Here is a 20,593-nt window from a genome sequence, read left to right as displayed (position 1 = left end):
GCGGTCGGGGGGACCGGGGTGTCGCGAGGGGATCCGGGCGGCGTACGCTAAGGGCGCCATGCCGTACGAACCACCTACTCACACCGTCGAGCGCTCCCTTCGCGCCACGACCGGAGCGAAGGTCATTGCCGGTGTCGACGAGGTGGGCCGCGGTGCGTGGGCCGGGCCCGTCACCGTCTGCGCGGCGGTCACCGGGCTGCGCAGGCCCCCCGTGGGCCTCACCGACTCCAAGCTTCTCACCGTCAAGCGTCGCAACGAGCTCGACGAGGTCCTGCGGAAATGGGTGACCTCCTACGCCCTGGGGCATGCCTCTCCCGAGGAGATCGACGATCTGGGAATGACGGCCGCGCTGCGGCTCGCCGCCGGGCGGGCCCTGGACGCGCTGCCGGTCCGCCCGGACGCGGTGATCCTCGACGGGAAGCACGACTACCTCGGCGCCCCGTGGAAGGTCCGTACGGTCATCAAGGGCGACCGCTCGTGCGTGGCGGTGGCGGCGGCCTCGGTGATCGCCAAGGTTCAGCGCGACAAAATGATGGCCGAACTGGGTATCGACCATGCAGACTTCGGTTTTGCGGACAATGCCGGGTATCCATCGCCCGTGCACAAGGCCGCACTGGAAGTGCGGGGCCCCACCCCGTATCACCGGTTGTCGTGGGCGTATCTTGATGCGCTGCCCCAGTGGCGGCACCTCAAGAAGGCCCGCAGCTGGGCGGACGGAAGCGTTCCGGAGATCGAGGGCCAGCTGGGCTTCGACTTCTGACAAATCCGCTCGCACTGATGTGCCACCCGCTGGCGCGAGCCGCACCAACGTTTGATAAATAACAGCTCATGCCTCTCATTCCCGAGGAGCCTCAGATTCACGAGAGTGCCCAGGGTCCCCGCGCCACTCCGGCCAGCGGCCGCACAGCGCCGACCCCTCGACCCGTACCCGGTCCCCGTCCCGCGGCTCCGTCGCGTCCCGGTCGTCCCGGACCCCTGCGGCCCATGCCGCCGGCGCAGCGCACCCCGCGTGACGTCGCGCCCAAGCCCGGGCCCTCGGCCCCGGCCGCTCCCGCCGCCTCCGCGCCCGCTCAGGCGGCTCCTCAGATCCAGCTGATCCCCGCATCGGCCGACGGCGCCCTGGACGCCGCCGAGGAGGCCGTGGACCTGCTGCTGGACTCGGGGCGTGCCCCGGGCGAGGTGCTGGTGCTCACCACGGGTGAGCAGCACCCCTGGGCCGCCCACGAGCTGACGTTCGGCGAGGCGTCTTACTGGGCGCAGCACGACGCGGGAGACGACGTCTTCTACGCCGATGCCGCCGTCGCGGGCCGAGCGTCCGCGCGCCCGGTCGTCGTGGTCGCCGTCAACGGCGGTCCCGACACGGCCGCCGCGACCGCCCTGCCCCAGGCTCGCGCTCGGGCCGGTGCCCTGTTGGTCGTCTGCGGAGACGTGCAGCAGATCAACGCGGCGCTGGCCGCGGACGTCTGAGCCCGCTCCGGTAGGCCGGGGGACGCCGGAGCCCCAGGAGGCGTCGCTGCCGCGGCACTTCCACGGTGTGCCTTCGCGTGAGCGGAAGGCAGTGGGCTCGGCGCGCGCCTCGGCGTGCCCGGGGTCCGGCGCCGACGTTCTGGCGCCGTCCGGCAGGTGCGTTCCGCGGTCGCCCGCGCGCGAGTTCGGCGTCTTCGGTACTGGGTAGATCCGTTGCGGGGTGGTACGGCGTACGACCCCGGCCGCAGTGCTCACAACTTCCCCCGCCCGGCTGTGTCTCACAGCCGGGCCGGGTGTCTCCTGGGGCGGTGCCCCACGTGGCCGTCGGTGGTCTTGTGGTCCCGTCTGCAGAACGTTCGTCAGCCTCTGAGGGTTCCCCGCTCCGCAGTCTTGCGGCGTGATCGGCCGCGAGGCGCCGCCGGGCACGCAGGGGGCCGCGTCGACCGGCCCCTTCAACGGATGGCCGCGTCTTCGACGGGGGATGCGTCAAGGGGCGGCCGAGCCAAGGGACGGCCGCGTCAACGGGAGTGCGGATCGACCGGCGTTCGTCTCAGCGGGAGCCTGCATCGACCGGCGTTCGCCCCAGCGGGAGTCCGGATCGACCGGCGTCCGTCTCAGCGGGCCGCGGCGCGTCGGAGAACCTCTGATGCCGCGCCACCCGTCCGTGGCAACGGAGGCGGTGCCTCGGACAGGCCGAACGGCTCCGGAGCGGAGTCCGAGCTGGGGCGGCGGCCCCCGCGGCCCTCACCGAGGACCTGCCAGCCGTCCCGGGTCAGCGTGATGTACGCCCCGCAGCGCAGCCCGTGCAGGGTGCACGCGTCCCGAAGGCCCCACATCCACGCGCCGTCCTCCTCCGTCCAGTGCGCGTCGCCGTCGCGGCAGTACATCAGTACGGCGGTGCGCACCGGGGTACGGCGCCGCAGGTCGTGCGGGATGATCCGGCGCAGCTGGGCGAGCAGCGCGTTGCGGAACATCCAGCCGTCGGCCGGTGCCTGACGCCGGGTGAACGAGGCGCTGGCACATACCCGTTCGTCCGGATCGAGGACGGCCACGACGGCGGTGGCCGGCCGGGGCCGGTGCCGTGAGTGCAGACCGCTGACCACGTCCCGCGGGTTGCGCAGCAGCGGGATGCCGGCCGCGGCCCACTCCGCGGGTTCGAGCAGGCGGTTGGCGGAGGCGGCGGACGTGGACGTCGACAACGAGGCTGCCGAGGACGGAGCGAATCCGAGGGTCACGATCCTCCCTTCGGCTACGGCCCACACTGCGGGCGGGTCGGATTCGGGGGAGCGCACGCCACAGCAGAGCCCTACCGGACTACGGGCGGGATCCGTGCGGGGAGCGGAACTCAATTCTTGCTGTCGAACTGGGATGCGGCAACGAGCAATTGGGGCCACCGACCGTTATATGGCCGTCCGGGTCATATATCCCTACCCGGTGATGCCCAGATCGACGCATGGGTCGGGGCCGATCCCGCTCGCGCGGAGGCAGGCCGCCACGCTGCGTGAGCGACGTGTCGTGATCAGCCCTGCACGGCCAGGACCAGAGGCAACACCCCCTGCGCGCCGGAGCGTCGGAGCATCCGGGCGGCGACCGCCAGGGTCCAGCCCGTCTCGGTGTAATCGTCCACGAGCAGCACCGGGCCGGGGGCCTCGGCCAGCGCGGCGGCCAGCTCCGGCGGCACCTCCAGCATGCCGTCCAGCGCCTTGAGGCGCTGGGCGCTGTTGCTCCGGGGGACCGGTGAGGACTCACCGCTGTACTCGACCGCGCCCAGCAGCGGCAGCCGGCCGACCTCCGCGATCCGCGCACCCAGTGAGTGGATCAGCTGTGGCCTGGTGCGTGAGGCGAGGGTGACCACGCCGACCGGGCGCGGCTGGGCGTCGGACTCACCCGAGGCCCAACCGCCCGGACCCTTCGCCCAGTCGGCCAACACGCCCACCACGGCCCGCGCCACATCGTCCGGAACAGGTCCGTCGGGAGCCTGCGCGGTGAGCATCGGGCGGAGCCGGTTGCCCCAGCCGATGTCCGAGAGACGACCCAAGGCCCGTCCGGTCGCCGCCTGTTCACCCGCCGGAATCCGCCCCTTGACGTCCATGCCGATCGCGGGGAGACCGGTCGGCCACATCCGGCGGGGCTCCACCTCGACGCCCGCCCGGCCCAGATCGACCCGCGCGGCGTCCAGCGCGGCCGTGGACGTGTCGGCGCCGTAGCGGGCTCCCGCGCAGTTGTCGCAGCGTCCGCAGGGCCTGGCGCCGTCGTCGTCGAGCTGGCGCTGCAGGAACTCCATCCGGCAGTCCGTCGTCGACGCGTACTGCCGCATCGCCTGCTGCTCGGCCCTGCGCTGGCGCGCCACCCAGTCGTACCGCTCGGTCTCGTACGTCCACGGTTGTCCCGTGGCGATCCAGCCGCCCTTGACCCGCTGGACCGCCCCGTCCACGTCGAGGACCTTGAGCATGATCTCCAGGCGGGAGCGGCGCAGCTCCACCAAGGGTTCGAGGGCGGGCAGCGACATCGCCCTCTCCGCGCGCGCGAGGACGTCCAGCGTGCGGCGCACGAGGTCCTCCGAGGGGAAGGCGAGCGAGGCGAAGTACTCCCAGATCGCCTCGTCCTCCTTGCCCGGCAGCAGGAGCACCTCGGCATGCTCGACACCGCGTCCGGCGCGGCCCACCTGCTGGTAGTAGGCGATGGGGGAGGAGGGCGAGCCGAGGTGGACGACGAAACCCAGGTCGGGTTTGTCGAAGCCCATGCCGAGCGCCGAGGTGGCGACCAGCGCCTTGACCTTGTTGGCCAGCAGGTCCTCCTCGGCCTGCTGCCGATCGGCGTTCTCCGTCCGGCCCGTGTACGAGGCGACCAGGTGTCCGCGTTGGCGGAGGAAGGCGGTGACCTCCTCGGCGGCGGCAACGGTGAGCGTGTAGATGATTCCGGAGCCGGGCAGTTCGTCGAGGTGGTCAGCGAGCCAGGCCATGCGGTGCGCGGCGTCCGGCAGCCGCAGCACGCTCAGGCTGAGACTCTCCCGGTTCAGCGGGCCGCGCAGCACCAGGGCGTCGGATGTGCCGCCCGTGCCCAGCTGTTCGGCCACGTCGGCCGTCACGCGCGCGTTGGCGGTCGCCGTCGTGGCGAGCACCGGGACGCCGGCCGGGAGGTCGGTGAGCATGGTCCGCAGACGGCGGTAGTCGGGGCGGAAGTCATGGCCCCAGTCGGAGATGCAGTGGGCCTCGTCGACCACGAGCAGCCCGGTCGCGGCGGCCAGCGCGGGCAGCACCTGGTCGCGGAAGTCCGGGTTGTTGAGCCGCTCGGGACTCACCAGCAGGACGTCGACCGCGCCCGCCGCGATCTCGCCCTGCACGGTCTCCCACTCCTCGGTGTTGGAGGAGTTGATCGTGCGGGCGTGGATGCCGGCCCGGGCCGCCGCCTCGACCTGGTTGCGCATCAGGGCGAGGAGGGGCGAGACGATCACGGTGGGTCCGGAGCCCCGGGCCCGCAGCAGTGAGGTCGCCACGAAGTAGACCGCGGACTTGCCCCATCCGGTGCGCTGGACGACTAGGGCCCGGCGCCGGTCGGCGACCAGTGCCTCGATGGCCCGCCACTGGTCCTCGCGCAGCCGTGCCGCTCCCGTGGGGTCGCCGACGAGGCGGGCGAGGACGGCGTCGGCGTCCGCCCGGAGATCCGCGTTGCTCGTGTGCTCCATGGGTCCATACAACAGGACGGCGCTGACAATCCGGTCGTGGCCGATGCCCGTTCCGCCCGTTTGGTGTGTCCCTGATCAGAGTTATCCACAGGCTCAAGCGGAACTTCGCATTTCGCGAGATCGTCGGGGCATGACGAATCACAGCGAAACGACTGGATCCTCTGAAAACGGCGACATCGACGGGGGTGACGGGTGCCGTGGGCGTGCCGGACGCGTCGGACGTGACGGCCGTGCCGGACGCGTCGGACGTGATGACTGGGGTGGGCGCGACGGCTTGGACAGGGACGGTCTGGACAGGCCTGGGCATGGGCATGGGCATGGGCATGGGCATGGGCATGGGCATGGGCCTGGGCGCCGTGGCGGCGGCGAGCGCGGCCCCGGCGACGGGAGCGGCGGTCGAGACGAGAGCGGCGGTCGAGAGGGGCCCGGGTCGTACGGCAGTGAGCATGCGCACGGCGCCCCGCCGGTGCCGGCGCACGACGGGCCGCTGGCGTACATCAGCCACACTCCGTACGACGCGAGCACCACGTACGACGGCAGCCCCACCGTCCACCAGGTCACCCTGCGCACCCCCGCCGAGCTGGCCGACGCCTTGCCGTACCTGCTCGGATACCGCCCGGAGGACAGCATCGTCCTGGTCGCTCTGGATGATCGTGGCGGGAGGGGCCGGTTCGGCGGGCGGGCCAGGCTCGGGATTCCCGCGAACCCGGACGACTGGGCCGACGTCGCCGAGCAACTCGCGCAGGGCTTGGTGAAGGGCAGCGAGCGGCGAGGCACCCGAGCCGCGCAGATGGTCGCCTACCTCTGCCAGGAGCCGGCGAACGGCGAGATGGGCCGACAGGTCATGGAGCGGCTGGAGCCGCTGGCCCGGCTTCTGCGTCTCGCCTGCGGGAACCTCGATGCCCCCGTGATCGAGGCGCTGTGCATCTCCGACGGCCGATTCTGGTCGTACTGCTGCGCGAAGAACGGCTGTTGTCCGGTCGAAGGTGTGGCCATGGGCCTGCCCGGCACCTCCGTACTGGCCGCAGCCGCCACCTACGCCGGGATCCAGGTCCGGGGCACCCTGCGCGAGCTACGGGCCCGGCTGTTGCCCCTGGAGACCGGTGAGGCACTGGAGCAGGAAGTCGCCCTGGACGCCGCGGGCATGGCGCTGGTCCCCAGGATCCTCGACGACGTGAGTCGCGCGGCGGTGGCCGAGGAGACGCTCGAACTGGCCGGACGCCTCATGCGGCGTTTCGCGGAAGCGCCCGCGGTGTCCGGCGCCCTCATGGCGGACCGCCGGGACGACGAACTGCTCGGGTCCGACGAAGCCGCGGCTGTGATCCTCGGCCTTCAGGACCGTGTGACGCGTGACCGCGCGGCCGAGTGGATGGAGGGGGACGAGGCCCCTCCCGCCTTGCGCCTCTGGCGTGCCCTGGCGCGCCGCTGCGTCGGCCCGTACGGCGAACACGCGGCGGCGCTGCTCACGCTCGCGGGCTGGGTCGCATGGTCCAGCGGTGACGAACTGGAGGCCAGGGAGGCGCTGGCCATGGCTTTGGGCGCGGATCCCGAGTACCTCTTCGCCCGCCTTCTCCACCAGGCCTGCAACGAAGGCCTCGACCCTGAGTCGGTACGACGCTGCCTGCGCTCCGGGCGGAACGGACGCGGGGCGCGCGCCGACGAGTGGGGCGAGGTGGGCGACGTCGGTTCACCGGACGGCGGCACCGGTGTCGACGAACCTGGCGGGGGGAAGGGCGTCGTTCCGGAAGAACCCGCGCCGATGCTTGAGCCGACGTCTGCACCGATGCCTGAGCAGACGTCGGCACCAACGCCTGAGCAGACGTCTGCGCCGATGCCGGTACAGACGCCGGCGCCGGTGGCCGGCCGTCGGCGACGCCGGGCGGGTTCGGCCCGTGCCACGAGCGGTCTCCCACGCCGCGCGGGCTCGGAGGGCGACGACCGGGAGACGGACGCCCCTGCGGCGCACGTCCTCCGCCCGCCCGCGCCGACGCCGGGCACCACTCGTCCCCGCACACCGAGCCGGGGCGGTTCACGCCCGCGCACCGAGGCGAAGCCCTCGGCGCGGCGCCGAGACAACCGTCCCGAGGGGGCGCGGTCCGACGGTGACGGCGCCAAGGGCGAAGGGTGAGCGACCGCGCGAGCCACCGCCATTCGGTGGGCCCCCGCGGTCAGGGGCGTGACCTGGGGGAGTCCTGCCCCGTTCACCTGAGTGGCGGTACACCTGCGCCGGACGTACCGCCACAGCGCACCTGCCGTCAGGGCCCTCCCCTCCGGCAACGACCCTGCCCGAGGCGCACAGAGAGTCGAAGAGGCCACCGCATGCACCAGCCGACTCCGCCCTCCACCGCCGACGAACGCCCCGGCACCGGCACGCTGGTGCCACCCCCGGGTACGGCCCGCCGCCCGTCCCCTCAGCCGAGAGGTGCCGCCCCACCGGCGGCGCCGACGGCGACGCAGCGCCCCGCCGGATTGCCGCCTGTCCATACGGCGATGATCTGCGTCGCCCTGCCCGGCCTCGCCATCTCCACGGAACAGGGCCAGCTGACCGGACGCGGTCTGGAGGGGATCTATCGCGCGGGCCGACGCATCCTGTCCCGCTGCCAGGTGCGGGTGGCCGGACGGGAACCGTTGGTGGTCCAGGCCCGGATGACCTCCGCCGGCCGGGCCCGCTTCATCGGCACCCTGCGCGTCACCCCGCACGGCGGCCCGGATCCGGACGTCGTCGTCGAGCGGACCCGCTCCGCGGACGGCACGGAGCGGATCACGCTGCAGAGTGCCGCCACACGGCCGCTGCGCCTGCCGGTCGAGGTGGCTCTCGGCACGGACCTGGCCGACCTCGGGGCGATCGCGTCGGGCACCGTCGGCCCCGAACTGCCCGCGAGCGTGCACGACTCCGGCCTGCGTTGGGTCGGCGCCACCGGGACCTCGTGCGTCACGGCGTCGCCGCCACCCGCCGACGCGCTCGCCTCCGCGGGACTGCTGCGCTGGGACTTCGAGGTACCTCCCGGCGGCAGCGTCTCGGTGGAACTGAAGGCCCGCCTGGAGGGTGCGGGCCCGGTCCGTTCTGTGGGCCGCGCCGCCACGAGCCCCTTGGCTCCCGCGCGCGCGACGGGCGACGATCCACGGGTCGGGCCACTCCTGGCCACGAGCGTCGAGGATCTCCAAGCCCTGCTAGTGCGCGATCCTGCGCACCCGACGGACACGCATCTCGCGGCGGGGGCGCCCTGGCGCTGCGGCCTGGCCCCGGCCGAGGCGCTCGCCGCGGCCCGGATGACGCTGCCGCTCGGCACCCGGCTCGCCGCGGGAACGCTGCGTGTCCTCGCCCGCACCCAGGTCACGGGCCACGGATCGCGGTTCGGCATGATCCCCGGCCCGCGCCGGGACGCGGGCGCGCACCTGCCGCCGGGCTGCACAGGGACGGAGGCCACCCTGCTCTTCCCGGTCCTGCTCGCGGAGGCCCGCCGGTGGGGCCTGCCCGAGCAGGAGACGGAGGAACTGCTGCCGACTGCCGAGCGGTGCCTGACATGGCTGCTGGCCGCCGTCGGCGATGGCCCCTATCTGCCCGACCCCCAGCCGGGCGGACCGGTCCGCTGCGAGACCCAGGCCCACGCCCACCGTGCGGCACTGCTCGGAGCCGACCTCCTCGACGCGCACGGCAGACCGGGCGGCGGCCAGCTGCGGGAGTGGGCACTGGCCCTGCGGGCCGCCTTCCGGCAGGACTTCTGGATCGACGACCTGGGCGGCGGCCGGCCCGCGGCCGCTCGAACCCCGGACGGGCGACCGGTGCCCCACCTCGGTGCCACCACGGTCCACCTGCTCGACACCGGCCTGTTGGGCGGCGGCGAACTGGCCCCCGGACTGCTCGACAAGGTGCGCACCGAACAAGTGGCCCGTCTGCTCGGCAGCCCTGTCATGGACTCCGGCTGGGGACTGCGGGGCTTGGGCGTGAAGGAAGCCGGCTACAACCCCTTCGGTCACCGCAGCGGTGCCGTACGCGTGCACGAGACGGCGATCGCCGTGGCTGGCATGGCCGCCGCCGGCTACGAGAAGGAGGCTGGTGCGCTGCTGCGCGGCGCGCTGGCGGCGACCGAGGCCTTCGGCCATCGCCTCCCGGAGATGTACGCGGGGGAGCAGCGCGCCGAGGGCAGTGCTCCCCTGCCCCACCCTGCGGCCTGCCGCCCGGCGGCCACCGCGGCGGCCGCCGGGGTGCTGTTGCTGACCACATCGGCTGGCATCCGCCCCGACGCCCCGGCCGGCACGCTCACCCTGCGTCCGCTCCACAGCGCACCCCTGGGCGAGATCGTCCTGACCGGCCTGCACGTCGCGGGGGCCCCCTTCTCCGTACGGGTCAGTCGACTGGGGCTCGCCATGGTCGAGGAAGCGGTCGACGGACTGCAATTGGGAGTGTGATCTCGTACGACGCCCACGGGGAAGGGAGCCGGACAGGACGGTCGCGGCGCGGCCGAACCTGAGTGGACCAGCCGTCGAAGCGTCCGGCGAGGGGAGTGTTTATCGTCAGGAAGACGACTATGATCGCCGCATGTCCTACGACCCGTCAGCCTTTCCGCCCTTCGCTGTCACCGTGGACCTGGTCGTGCTGACCGTGCGCCGCCATGCCCTGTGCGCGCTGGCGGTGCGCAGGGGTGAGTCGCCCTTCCAGGGACGGTGGGCACTGCCCGGAGGCTTTGTACGGGCCGACGAGGACCTCACCCAGGCCGCGGCGCGCGAACTGGCCGAGGAGACCGGACTGCGCGCCCACGATCCCTCGGTCCCGGCCCAGGACAACGGGGCCCACCTGGAGCAGCTCGCCACGTACGGCGACCCCAAGCGTGATCCCCGGATGCGTGTCGTCAGCGTCGCCCACCTCGCGCTCGCCCCGGACCTCCCCGCTCCACGGGCCGGCGGCGACGCCAGCAACGCGCGCTGGGCGCCGGTGGAGGAACTGCTGCAGCAGGGCGGATACGGCCGTGACGGCGAACCCGTCGCTCCCCTGGCCTTCGACCACGCCCAGATCCTCGCGGACGGGGTGGAGCGTGCCCGTTCCAAGATCGAGTACTCGTCGCTGGCCACGGCGTTCTGCCCCACCGAGTTCACGGTCGGCGAGCTGCGCCGCGTCTACGAGGCGGTGTGGGGCGTGGCGCTCGACCCGCGCAACTTCCACCGCAAGGTGACGGGCACCCCGGGCTTCCTGGTCCCGACCGGCGGTACCACCACGCGGCAGGGCGGCCGGCCCGCCCAGCTCTTCCGTGCCGGCGGCGCGACCTTGCTCAACCCGCCGATGCTGCGGCCGGAGGTGTGACGGGGAGCCGTAGCGGACACCGAGCCGCGCCCTGTGCCCCTCCCGGTGGCCTGTCCGTCGCGCGTCCCGGTGGCGCCTGTGGCCGTGTCCGTTGTGGCAGGACGCGTTGACCGCGCCTGCGTCGCCAGCCGTGCGGTGAACGGGAAAAACGGACATAGCGCGCTATCTTGCTGCAGGTGATCCAGGCCTTCGGACTGACCAGCAATCCCCGCAAGGCGCTTCCGCCCGCCGTCGACGACGTCTCCTTCGAGGCGCGCGCGGGCCGCGTCACCGTGCTGCTCGGGGCGCCGGGTGCGGGCAAGACCACGGTGCTGAGACTCATGCTCGAACTCCAACAGGGGCGCGGTCTCGCCTACTTCAGAGGCCGCCCCCTGCACCGCATCGCCCACCCCTCCCGTGAAGTCGGCGTCCTCCTGGGCGACGTACCAGGGCATCCCTCCCGCACCGTCCGGGGCCATCTGCGGATGCTGTGCGCGGCCGCAGGCGTTCCGGTCCGGCGGGCCGACGAAGTCCTCGAGGTCGTCGGTCTGGTCAGCCTGCGCGACGAACGCCTCGGCACCCTGTCTCGCGGCATGGACCGGCGGCTCGGCCTTGCCTGCGCCCTTCTCACGGACCCGCACACCCTGGTGCTCGACGCTCCGGCGGACGGTCTCTCGGCACGCGAAAACCGTTGGCTGCACGGCATGCTGCGCGCCCACGCGGACCAGGGAGGCACGGTCCTGACGACCACGGCCGACCCCAAGGAAGCCGCTCGCACAGCCGATCGGGTCGTCACGCTTGCGGAAGGCAGACTCGTCGCCGACCAGGAAGCCACCGACTTCGCCCGCACCCGGCTGCGCCCCCGAGTGGCCGTCCGCAGCCCGCACGCCGCACGCCTGGCGGCCCTGCTCACCAAGGAGGCCCGGACCGCACAGTGCTCCGTCGAGGTCGTCCAGGAGGACGGCAACCGGCTCTCCGTGTACGGCAGTACATGCGCGCACGTGGGAGAGACGGCGTTTCGCCACGGCATCCTCGTCCATCAACTCGCCGACGAGACAGGTGACATGGGGGTGGGCGGCACGTTGGCAGAGGTGGCCGCAGAGGGGGAGTCCGGGCTCCTGGGCGATGAGCAGGTCCAAGCCGAGGCTTCCGCGACGAGCGTCGCCCGTCCGGAAGTCTCCGACAGCCACCCGGCAGAGGGCGGAGCCGAGGAAGCCTCCGCCGCCGTCGCACCGGACCTGCCCGACGAGGGGCCGGGATGTTTCGCCGCGTCGCCCGAGCCTGACGAGTCTGTACGTTCCGGTGGCGCGCCGGCCGCCGAGGCGGAGGGCCCACACGTGGCCACCGCGACGACTGCCGACGCCAGCGCCGCCTCGGACGACCCGCCGGCCGAGGCCGAGGCCGGTTCCGAGCCGGAGTCCGAGTCCGGTTCCGCGTCCGAGTCCGGTTCCGATCCCGAGTCTGTCACCGACGAGCAGGCCCCCGACGCCGAGCCGGCTTCCGGTAGCGAGCCGCACTCTGAAACCGAGCCACAGCCCTCTGCTGATCCTGAGCCCGTCAACTCCCCGATCCCCGCATCAGCCGCCGCCCCCACAGAAGACCGTCAGTCACGCGAAGACCCCGACACGACTGACGGCCCCACGGACACCGGCACCGGCACCGGCACTGACACGGACGCAGACGCGGAAACAGACACCAACGCCGACAGCACAACCGTCGGCACCCCCGAAGACGCCCCCACGGTCACCGACCGCTCTGCCCCAGCTTCCGTCGCTGCCCCCATTCCCACCCCCGTTTCCGCCCCCATCGCCGTCCTCGCCGCCGTCTCCCCGACGGACCCCGCTCGGTCCTCCCAGGCACCCCCGGTATCCGCGGTCCCCGTCTCCCTGACCGCATCCACACCACCCGTCGTCGCCTCTCCGCCCAACGAGTCACCCCGTTTCCCGGCGCCCCACCCCCTCGACGCCCTGCCCGACCTGCCGCCTCCCATCGCCGTGCGCTCCGCCCCCAGCCCGATGCGCCCCCTCCGCTACGAACTGCGCCGCGCCGCCGGTATCAGCACCGGCTTCCTCACCGGCGCCGCCGTCCTGGTCGTCTCCGCCCTCACCGCCGTGTTCCTCGCCCGCCTCGGCCACACCCCGCAGGCCCGCCTGCTGGCCGCGTGGCCCGTCGAGCTGCCGCTGCCGCCGGCGGCGCTCGGTGCGGGGCTGCTCGGTGCGCTGGCCTTCGGGGACGAGTTCCGTCATCCCGCCCTGGCCGCGGACCGCGGCAGCGTGCCCCGGAGGCTGGGCATGCTCACCGCCAAGCTCCTCGTCGCCGCGTTCACCGCGCTGATGCTGGCCTTCCTCACGGTGGGCTGCAACGCCGAAGTGCTCTATCTCCTCTACGGTCGGGAGTTCGCGAAGGTTCCGGCGGACTGGCTTCCGCTGAGCGCGAGTTGGCTTGGACTGGTCGTCGGCTGTGCCTGGGCCGGCGTCCTGGCCGCAGGTGTCTTCCGGTCCACCACGGCCGGACTCGCGGCGGTGCTCGCCGTACCGGTCGCCGTCGTGCCCCTCGTACAAGAGGCCGCGGGGAACGCATCTGTGCGGACCGCGACGGGATTCTCGCTGCGCCTGCGCGAGGTGCTACTGGTGCAGTGGCCCTTCGGAGGAGAGCGGTATCTGTCCGCCGCGGTGCGGCTGGTCGGTCAACCCGTGGGCTGGGCGCTGGCGTTGTCGCTGACCACGCTGCTCTGCGCGTATCTGTTCATGACCCTGCGGAGCAGGGTCCGATGACGACAGTCCGGAACCATATGGTCCCGGCATGTGCACAACTCCCCGGAGAAAGCCCATTTCTTTCCGATAAGGCGTCAATTGCGACGGTGTGAGCGATCACCCTTTCGTGTGCTTTTCACCAAAGACCTCAAGGGAGTTGGAGGCGGCGCCGACAAAGGATCCGTGAGTACCCTTGCGCACACCATGATGACCGCCGCCCGCTCCGCCGACTCCGGTCTGGCCGGCCCGGGCGAACTCGACCGCTACCCCTACGCCGACGCGCCCGCCGTCGACCGCGTCGGAGCTCCCGTCTGGGAGGGCGCGGACCCCGAGCTGGGCCGTGTGGGCCGGCGTACCGCGGGCAGCCGCGGACGCGGGCTGCACGGCCAACTCGTCCAGCAGCTGGGACAGATGATCGTTTCGGGTGACCTGGGCGCCGACCGCCCGCTGGTGCCCGAGGAGATCGGCCAGCGTTTCGAGGTCTCCCGCACCGTCGTCCGCGAGTCGCTGCGTGTGCTGGAGGCCAAGGGCCTGGTCAGCGCCCGGCCGAACGTCGGCACGCGCGTGCGTCCCGTCAGCGACTGGAACCTCCTCGACCCGGACATCATCGAGTGGCGGGCCTTCGGCCCCCAGCGCGACGACCAGCGGCGCGAGCTGACCGAGCTGCGCTGGACGATCGAGCCGCTCGCCGCCCGTCTCGCCGCCGGTCACGGCCGTGACGACATCCAGCAGCGGCTCGGCGACATGGTAGAGATCATGGGGCATGCCATGGGGCAGGGTGACGCGCTCACGTACTCCCGGGCCGACACCGAGTTCCATACGCTGCTCATCCAGGTCGCGGGAAACCGCATGCTGGAGCACCTGTCCGGGATCGTGTCGGCGGCCCTGCAGGTCTCCGGCGGCCCGGTCACGGGCTGCGACCGGCCGACCGAGGCCTCGCTGGCGCACCACGGCAGGATCGCCGACGCCCTGGCCGCGGGTGATGGCGGCGCGGCCGAGGCAGCCATGCGCCAGCTGCTCACCGTTCACCCCGAGGTGGAGCGCGTCGTACCGGCGCCGCGCGAGCACTGACCCCACAGTGCGGGTGGTACGGCCCGGGGGTGCCCTCCCCCTCCTGCGTCATCCCCGGCCGGCTCCCCGCCCTCGATCGGCCCTCTGTCGGACCCTGCGGAACCCGTCCCGGGGGCTGCGGGGTCCGACTGTGCGACAGGCCGAGAAGGCCGCCAGAAGAGGCGCAGAACGCGCGTGGGTGCCACAGGTGACCTCTTCTGTCTATATTTGACCGTTTTTGAGCGCTTACGCGGTGTGACTCGGGCCACGAAGATTGGGCGTAACGCTCATGGAAACAACGCGATGACCTAAGAGGTGACAGTCGAGGAGGGAATACGGACGCCGTTTTCGGCGCTGTGCATCTTCCCGGCCCCCGCCCGCGCCGTCGGCCGATCCCCAGGCCGGTGGTCGGCTCCTGTCCATCGTGGACGGGGCCGGAAGCCGTTTTCCAACGTTCCGAGAGGTTGTTCGTGTCGGCCAGCACATCCCGTACGCTCCCGCCGGAGATCGCCGAGTCCGTCTCTGTCATGGCGCTCATTGAGCGGGGAAAGGCTGAGGGGCAGATCGCCGGCGACGATGTGCGTCGGGCCTTCGAAGCTGACCAGATTCCGGCCACTCAGTGGAAGAACGTACTGCGCAGCCTCAACCAGATCCTCGAGGAAGAGGGTGTGACGCTGATGGTCAGTGCCGCGGAGCCCAAGCGCACCCGAAAGAGCGTCGCAGCGAAGAGTCCGGCCAAGCGCACCGCCACCAAGACGGTGGCGGCGAAGACGGTGACCACGAGGAAGGCCACCGCCACCACGGCTGCCTCGGTCGCACCCGGTGCGGACGAAGCCGCAGAGGAAGCCGCCCCCGCCAAGAAGGCGGCTGCCAAGAAGACGACGACCGCCAAGAAGGCGGCCGCGAAGAAGACCGCCGCCCCCGCGAAGAAGACGGCGGCCAAGAAGACCACCGCCAAGAAGGACGACGTCGAGCTGATCGAGGACGAGGTCCTCGAGGACGCCCCCAAGGCCGGCGACGAGCCGGAGGGCACCGAGAGCGCGGGCTTCGTCCTGTCCGACGAGGACGAGGACGACGCGCCGGCCCAGCAGGTCGCGGCGGCGGGCGCCACGGCCGACCCGGTCAAGGACTACCTCAAGCAGATCGGCAAGGTCCCGCTGCTCAACGCCGAGCAGGAGGTCGAGCTCGCCAAGCGCATCGAGGCCGGTCTGTTCGCCGAGGACAAGCTGGCCAACGCCGACAAGCTCGCCCCCAAGCTCAAGCGCGAGCTGGAGATCATCGCCGAGGACGGCCGCCGCGCCAAAAACCACCTCCTGGAGGCCAACCTCCGTCTGGTGGTCTCGCTGGCCAAGCGCTACACCGGCCGCGGCATGCTCTTCCTGGACCTCATCCAGGAGGGCAACCTCGGTCTGATCCGCGCGGTCGAGAAGTTCGACTACACCAAGGGCTACAAGTTCTCCACGTACGCCACCTGGTGGATCCGTCAGGCGATCACCCGCGCCATGGCCGACCAGGCCCGCACCATCCGTATCCCGGTGCACATGGTCGAGGTCATCAACAAGCTCGCGCGCGTACAGCGCCAGATGCTCCAGGACCTGGGCCGCGAGCCCACCCCGGAGGAGCTGGCCAAGGAACTCGACATGACCCCGGAGAAGGTCATCGAGGTCCAGAAGTACGGCCGCGAGCCCATCTCGCTGCACACCCCGCTGGGTGAGGACGGCGACAGCGAGTTCGGCGACCTCATCGAGGACTCCGAGGCCGTCGTCCCGGCCGACGCGGTCAGCTTCACGCTCCTGCAGGAGCAACTGCACTCCGTCCTCGACACGCTGTCCGAGCGCGAGGCCGGCGTCGTCTCCATGCGGTTCGGTCTCACCGACGGTCAGCCGAAGACCCTCGACGAGATCGGCAAGGTGTACGGCGTCACGCGTGAGCGGATCCGCCAGATCGAGTCCAAGACCATGTCGAAGCTGCGCCACCCGTCGCGTTCGCAGGTGCTGCGCGACTACCTCGACTAGGTCGCTTCCGTACGACGCCGAAGGCCCGGTCTCCCGTCAGGGAGCCGGGCCTTCGGCGTGAGCGCGCGGGTGCGGCGTGCCGCCCGCTGAATCACATTGGGTGTTCATCGATCACTTCAGTGTGAGGAGCGTGCATGCGTCGTCTCCTGGCCCGGGCGCTGACCCGGCCGTTGATTCTCGCGGCCGCGGCGGCCGCCATACCGTTGCTGTCGGCCGCCCCGGCAGCCTCCGACGGCGTCGTCGTGGGCGGCTTTCCCGTCGATGTCGCGCAAAGCCCGTGGACCGTCGCCCTGTCCAGCCGTGACCGGTTCGGAGGTACGCGGTCGGGGCAGTTCTGCGGCGGTGTGGCGGTCGGCCCGACCACCGTGCTCACGGCGGCCCACTGCCTGAGCGAGGACGCTCTGGGGGTGCCGCCGGACCGGGTACCCGACCTGAAGGTCATCGCGGACCGTACGGACCTGTACACGGCCACGGGCCGGGAGATCCCCGTGAGCGGTACCTGGGTGAATCCGCACTACGACGATTCCAGCAACGCGGGCGACTTCGCCGTACTCACGCTTGCGGAGGCTCTGCCGGAGACGGCGGTCATCCCGATGGCCGCCGCAGGGGATCCGGCGTACGCGCCCGGTACGGATGCCGTCGTCTACGGATGGGGGGACACCACGGGGTTCGGTGCCTACGCCCAGAGCCTCCGGGCCGCTCGGGTGCACGTGCTGGCCGACGAGCTCTGCGAGCGGGCCTATCCCGCCTCGCCCGACGGTACGTACCTCGCGGCGAGCATGGTGTGCGCCGGTGAGCGGCTGGGCGGCCGCGACTCCTGCCAGGGGGACAGCGGTGGACCGCTGGTCGCTCAGGGCAAGCTCATCGGCCTTGTGTCGTGGGGCAGCGGCTGTGGCCGCGCGGGGAGTCCGGGTGTCTACACGCGTGTCTCGGGCGTCGTACGCGTGCTCGGGCCGGGTGCCACACCGCCGGGCACCCTCGCGACGCCTTCGGAGACCCTGGTGGAGCCTTCGGACACCGCCGCGACGCCTTCGGGCACCCTCGTGGAGCCTTCGGGCGCACCCGAGGCGGCCTCGGACGCCGTCGCGACTCCTTGACGGCTTTGACGGCGTCTCGGTACTCCTCTGCCCTGGGGCAGGGCTTCAGGGCATGAGAACGGGCGGCGGCCCCTGGTGACCAGGGGCCGCCGCCCACGCACCGGCCTGTGCCGGTTCTCGCTCGTCGTGGACGCGAAGGATCAGCGCTCTTCTTCGGAGGCGGATGCAGGAACGGTCGTCAGCCGCTCCGTCTCGTCCTGTATCTCAGCGGCGATCTTCTTGAGCTCCGGCTCGAACTTGCGGCCGTGGTGGGCGCAGAAGAGCAGTTCTCCGCCGCTGAGCAGGACGACGCGCACGTACGCCTGGGCGCCGCAGCGGTCGCAGCGGTCAGCGGCCGTCAGCGGGCTCGCGGGGGTCAGAACAGTAGTCACGTCGCCTCTTCTCTAGCTCGACGAGCTGTCGTACCAGGGTCAACATCCAACCAGCCTCAAAACGTTCCCGCTCGTGGCTATTCCTCGAAAAAAATCTTCGAGGTGGCCGTCTGCTGCCGGTTTGGCGGCGAATGTGCCGTATTGCGTGTCTGTGGTGCTTACGGTTTCGCGCTGTCGGTCATGGTCTGGTCCTCCCGGCTGGGTTGCCGGTTTGTTCATGAGGACGTGCCCGGAGCCTAAATGGTTCATGCCTCGAAGGGAACGTGATATGTACTTCACTCAATCGAGGGATCGAACACCCATACGACTCTGGACTAGTCTGAGTTCAGACGAGGGTGGCGTGACAACGGCTCTACCAGGCCTCGGTACCCTCTTGGCGGCGAATGACGCCGCGCCCTTACCCAGAAGGGCCCCACCTGAAATTCAGCGAGGAGCGAACCGCGTGACCGCCGAAACGTCCGTGCCGTCCACAGCTCTGCTGGCAGGAGCAGACCGGGACGGTTCCAACTACACCGCGCGGCACCTGCTCGTCCTCGAGGGGCTCGAGGCCGTGCGGAAGCGCCCGGGCATGTACATCGGGTCGACCGACAGCCGTGGTCTGATGCACTGCCTGTGGGAGATCATCGACAACTCGGTCGACGAGGCCCTCGGTGGCTACTGTGACCACATCGAGGTGATCCTGCACGACGACGCCTCGGTCGAGGTGCGCGACAACGGCCGGGGCATCCCCGTCGACGTCGAGCCCAAGACCGGCCTCTCCGGCGTCGAGGTCGTGATGACCAAGCTGCACGCCGGCGGCAAGTTCGGAGGCGGGTCCTATGCCGCCTCCGGTGGTCTGCACGGCGTCGGTGCCTCCGTCGTGAACGCCCTGTCCGCCCGGCTCGACGTCGAGGTGGACCGCAGCGGCCACACGCACGCGATCAGCTTCCGCCGAGGCGTCCCCGGCGCCTTCGCCGCGGACGGCCCCGATGCCAAGTTCGAGCAGGGCGGCCTGCGCAAGACCAAGAAGATCGCCAGGGCTCGGACCGGCACGCGCGTGCGCTACTGGGCCGACCGTCAGATCTTCCTCAAGGACGCCAAGCTCTCCCTGGAGAACCTCCACCAGCGTGCCCGCCAGACCGCGTTCCTGGTGCCGGGCCTGACCATCGTCGTCCGCGACGAGTACGGCCTGGGCGAGGGCGGCAGCAAGGGCGAGGAGTCCTTCCGCTTCGACGGCGGCATCAGTGAGTTCTGCGAGTACCTGGCCACCGACAAGGCCGTCTGCGACGTCCTCCGCTTCACCGGGCAGGGCACCTTCAGGGAGACCGTCCCGGTCCTGGACGAGCACGGCCAGATGACCCCCACCCAGGTCACCCGCGAGCTCGAAGTGGATGTCGCGATGCGGTGGGGCACGGCGTACGACACGACCCTGAAGTCGTTCGTGAACATCATCGCCACCCCCAAGGGCGGTACTCACGTCGCGGGCTTCGAGACGGCCGTGACCAGCACCATGAACGAGGTGTTGCGCGCCAAGAAGCTGCTCCGTGTCGCCGAGGACGACATCGTCAAGGACGACGCCCTGGAGGGCCTGACCGCCGTCGTCACCGTCCGACTGGCCGAACCTCAGTTCGAGGGTCAGACCAAGGAGGTCCTCGGTACCTCGGCGGCCCGCCGCATCGTGAACACCGTGATCTCCAAGGAGCTCAAGGCGTTCCTGACCTCCACGAAGCGGGACGCCGCGGCCCAGGCGCGGGTCGTCATGGAGAAGGCGGTCGCCGCAGCACGCACGCGTATCGCCGCCCGCCAGCACAAGGACGCGCAGCGCCGCAAGACGGCCCTGGAGTCGTCGTCGCTGCCCGCCAAGCTCGCCGACTGCCGCAGCGACGACGTCGACCGCAGCGAGCTGTTCATCGTCGAGGGCGACTCCGCGCTCGGTACGGCGAAGCTCGCCCGGAACTCCGAGTTCCAGGCGCTGCTGCCGATCCGGGGCAAGATCCTCAACGTCCAGAAGTCGTCCGTCACCGACATGCTGAAGAACGCCGAGTGCGGCGCGATCATCCAGGTCATAGGGGCTGGCTCCGGGCGGACCTTCGACATCGACGCCGCCCGCTACGGCAAGATCATCATGATGACCGACGCCGACGTGGACGGCTCCCACATCCGGTGTCTCCTGCTGACCCTGTTCCAGCGCTACATGCGGCCCATGGTCGAGGCCGGCCGGGTGTTCGCCGCGGTGCCGCCGCTGCACCGCATCGAACTGGTCCAGCCGAAGCGGGGTCAGGACAAGTACGTGTACACCTACTCGGACCGTGAGCTGCGCGACAAGCTCATGGAGTTCCAGAGCAAGGGCGTCCGGTTCAAGGACTCCATCCAGCGCTACAAGGGTCTCGGTGAGATGGACGCCGACCAGCTGGCCGAGACGACGATGGACCCGCGCCACCGCACGCTGCGCCGTATCAACCTGTCCGACCTCGAAGCGGCCGAGCAGGTGTTCGACCTGCTCATGGGCAACGACGTGGCCCCTCGCAAGGAGTTCATCTCCAGCTCGGCGGCGACGCTGGACCGGTCGCGCATCGATGCGTAGCCGCTGCGCTCGGCGCGGGGCGTCGCGGGCGGTGTGAGTCGCGGGCGGGCTGAGGGGCGGCGTGGGGGTGAGGGCTGGCCTGCGTGCGGAGGATGTGCGCAGGCCAGGCTGGCCTGGCCAGGCCGGTGAGGCTGAGGATCGGGCGGGGCCGTGGGCCTGCTGCCGGCGGCCCGGCGCTCGGCTCTCCACCCGTGGGTGGAGGACTCCGCCCGGCGGAGATCCACCCGCGATCCACCCTCGGTCCGATCTGCTGAGCTGCGCGATTCCGTAGCGTCGAAGGCGTCGGCAGCGCTCGCTGTCGGCTCCCTCTTCCC

At 71.4% G+C, this 20,593-nt stretch carries 13 protein-coding genes; 10 read left to right on the top strand and 3 right to left on the bottom strand.

Annotated elements, in window-relative coordinates:
* Window positions 1-58: 58 nt before the first annotated feature.
* Together ACZ6D7_RS28210 and ACZ6D7_RS28205 are read left to right on the top strand one after the other, a co-directional pair.
* Window positions 59-760: a ribonuclease HII gene (locus tag ACZ6D7_RS28210; RefSeq protein ID WP_469496450.1), complete on the top strand. Its 702-nt coding sequence runs from the start codon at window positions 59-61 to the stop codon at window positions 758-760.
* A gap of 68 nt (window positions 761-828) precedes the next feature.
* Entirely contained in the window at window positions 829-1,467 is a 639-nt protein-coding gene (locus ACZ6D7_RS28205; RefSeq protein WP_469496447.1) for a hypothetical protein, read from the top strand.
* Window positions 1,468-2,081: 614 nt separating this feature from the next.
* Here the strand turns inward: ACZ6D7_RS28205 and ACZ6D7_RS28200 are convergent.
* Together ACZ6D7_RS28200 and ACZ6D7_RS28195 are read right to left on the bottom strand one after the other, a co-directional pair.
* Complete coding sequence (locus ACZ6D7_RS28200; protein WP_469496444.1) at window positions 2,082-2,702, bottom strand: hypothetical protein; 621 nt, start codon at window positions 2,700-2,702, stop codon at window positions 2,082-2,084.
* Between the two features lie 284 nt (window positions 2,703-2,986).
* Window positions 2,987-5,152, bottom strand: a complete 2,166-nt coding sequence (locus ACZ6D7_RS28195; protein ID WP_469496441.1) for a RecQ family ATP-dependent DNA helicase — start codon at window positions 5,150-5,152, stop codon at window positions 2,987-2,989.
* A gap of 130 nt (window positions 5,153-5,282) precedes the next feature.
* Between ACZ6D7_RS28195 and ACZ6D7_RS28190 the strand changes: the two genes are divergently transcribed.
* From ACZ6D7_RS28190 to ACZ6D7_RS28160, 7 genes are all read left to right on the top strand, one after another.
* Entirely contained in the window at window positions 5,283-7,280 is a 1,998-nt protein-coding gene (locus ACZ6D7_RS28190; protein ID WP_469496438.1) for a DUF4192 domain-containing protein, read from the top strand.
* A gap of 362 nt (window positions 7,281-7,642) precedes the next feature.
* Window positions 7,643-9,562 carry a glycogen debranching N-terminal domain-containing protein gene (locus ACZ6D7_RS28185; protein WP_469496816.1) on the top strand — a complete coding sequence of 640 codons (1,920 nt, stop codon included), beginning with the start codon at window positions 7,643-7,645 and terminating at the stop codon, window positions 9,560-9,562.
* A gap of 130 nt (window positions 9,563-9,692) precedes the next feature.
* Window positions 9,693-10,451 carry an NUDIX hydrolase gene (locus tag ACZ6D7_RS28180; RefSeq protein WP_469496435.1) on the top strand — a complete coding sequence of 253 codons (759 nt, stop codon included), beginning with the start codon at window positions 9,693-9,695 and terminating at the stop codon, window positions 10,449-10,451.
* Between the two features lie 176 nt (window positions 10,452-10,627).
* Window positions 10,628-13,204 carry an ABC transporter ATP-binding protein gene (locus tag ACZ6D7_RS28175; RefSeq protein ID WP_469496432.1) on the top strand — a complete coding sequence of 859 codons (2,577 nt, stop codon included), beginning with the start codon at window positions 10,628-10,630 and terminating at the stop codon, window positions 13,202-13,204.
* A gap of 162 nt (window positions 13,205-13,366) precedes the next feature.
* On the top strand, window positions 13,367-14,254 hold the full coding sequence (locus tag ACZ6D7_RS28170) for a FadR/GntR family transcriptional regulator (protein WP_469496429.1): 888 nt from the start codon (window positions 13,367-13,369) through the stop codon (window positions 14,252-14,254).
* A 449-nt stretch (window positions 14,255-14,703) separates the two neighbouring features.
* Window positions 14,704-16,248, top strand: coding sequence for an RNA polymerase sigma factor (locus ACZ6D7_RS28165; RefSeq protein WP_469496427.1), 1,545 nt, complete (start codon window positions 14,704-14,706; stop codon window positions 16,246-16,248).
* Window positions 16,249-16,382: 134 nt separating this feature from the next.
* Window positions 16,383-17,345 carry a serine protease gene (locus tag ACZ6D7_RS28160; protein ID WP_469496424.1) on the top strand — a complete coding sequence of 321 codons (963 nt, stop codon included), beginning with the start codon at window positions 16,383-16,385 and terminating at the stop codon, window positions 17,343-17,345.
* Window positions 17,346-17,485: 140 nt separating this feature from the next.
* Here ACZ6D7_RS28160 and ACZ6D7_RS28155 read toward each other — a convergent pair whose 3' ends face one another.
* A complete protein-coding gene (locus ACZ6D7_RS28155; RefSeq protein WP_030790025.1) occupies window positions 17,486-17,716 on the bottom strand; it encodes a DUF7455 domain-containing protein in 231 nt (76 codons plus the stop codon).
* Between the two features lie 442 nt (window positions 17,717-18,158).
* Between ACZ6D7_RS28155 and ACZ6D7_RS28150 the strand changes: the two genes are divergently transcribed.
* Window positions 18,159-20,279 carry a DNA gyrase/topoisomerase IV subunit B gene (locus ACZ6D7_RS28150; protein WP_469496423.1) on the top strand — a complete coding sequence of 707 codons (2,121 nt, stop codon included), beginning with the start codon at window positions 18,159-18,161 and terminating at the stop codon, window positions 20,277-20,279.
* Window positions 20,280-20,593: the final 314 nt, after the last annotated feature.

This window comes from Streptomyces sp. NPDC041784, assembly GCF_055591025.1.
This window is presented reverse-complemented; position numbering and strand designations above follow the sequence as displayed.

Coding starts and splice junctions, on each gene's coding strand:
- ACZ6D7_RS28210 (WP_469496450.1), top strand. CDS start 59: ATGCCGTACGAACCACCTACTCACACCGTCGAGCGCTCCCTTCGCGCC.
- ACZ6D7_RS28205 (WP_469496447.1), top strand. CDS start 829: ATGCCTCTCATTCCCGAGGAGCCTCAGATTCACGAGAGTGCCCAGGGT.
- ACZ6D7_RS28195 (WP_469496441.1), bottom strand. CDS start 5,152: ATGGAGCACACGAGCAACGCGGATCTCCGGGCGGACGCCGACGCCGTC.
- ACZ6D7_RS28190 (WP_469496438.1), top strand. CDS start 5,283: ATGACGAATCACAGCGAAACGACTGGATCCTCTGAAAACGGCGACATC.
- ACZ6D7_RS28185 (WP_469496816.1), top strand. CDS start 7,643: ATGATCTGCGTCGCCCTGCCCGGCCTCGCCATCTCCACGGAACAGGGC.
- ACZ6D7_RS28180 (WP_469496435.1), top strand. CDS start 9,693: ATGTCCTACGACCCGTCAGCCTTTCCGCCCTTCGCTGTCACCGTGGAC.
- ACZ6D7_RS28160 (WP_469496424.1), top strand. CDS start 16,383: ATGCGTCGTCTCCTGGCCCGGGCGCTGACCCGGCCGTTGATTCTCGCG.